This is a genomic window from Bradyrhizobium sp. NBAIM03 (genome assembly GCF_020194055.1).
In the GTDB taxonomy this organism is placed as follows: Bacteria; Pseudomonadota; Alphaproteobacteria; order Rhizobiales; family Xanthobacteraceae; genus Bradyrhizobium; species Bradyrhizobium yuanmingense.
This window is the reverse complement of the sequence record NZ_JADYVS010000118.1, coordinates 1-478: the sequence shown is the minus strand read 5'-3', so window position 1 is coordinate 478 and position 478 is coordinate 1. Positions and strand designations below refer to the sequence as shown.

Here is a 478-nt window from a genome sequence, read left to right as displayed (position 1 = left end):
GTCCTGGATCGCTGGTCGAACCGCCGCCAGGTCATTCCACCGGAACTGATCGGAAAAATTGCTCCCACCAGGCTGGAAAGCATCAACCTGCGAGGCGTGTTCCGCTTTCCTGTTGACCGTTATGCCGACCAAATCCTGCCCTCGCGGCAGGGAGCACCGATAACTGGCACCAACGGATGAAACCGATCACGGTTTGACGCCACGAATCGCAGATTTGAAAGTGAACAGGAAAGTCAATGAAATCAACGATCTACCAACACCACCTCCGCGCCAGTGCTAGCTTTTCGTACCGTCACTTATTGCACTGAAAACGAGGGGACCCCCAATCCACCGCCGACCGCGCTGCCGTGCGTGCCCAGGCCGCAGAAGCTGTTCGCACAGGCCAGATCTCCCACGGCGAAATCGGCAACGCCATGTAATGCAAGCCGATGCGGGCGTTTCGGACGCCACCGCTTGGCGCATCCACTGCGGCTGAGCG

General features: G+C 58.8%; 2 protein-coding genes. One reads left to right on the top strand and one right to left on the bottom strand.

The window, feature by feature from the left end; genetic code table 11:
• A partial coding sequence (locus tag I6F21_RS37670; protein ID WP_225184376.1) for a hypothetical protein occupies positions 1-180 on the top strand: 180 nt, incomplete at its 5' end.
• A gap of 116 nt (positions 181-296) precedes the next feature.
• On the opposite strand, the gene I6F21_RS37665 is transcribed toward I6F21_RS37670, so the two are convergent.
• Positions 297-478, bottom strand: a 182-nt coding sequence (locus I6F21_RS37665; protein ID WP_225184375.1) for a hypothetical protein, incomplete at its 5' end; no start/stop codon positions are given.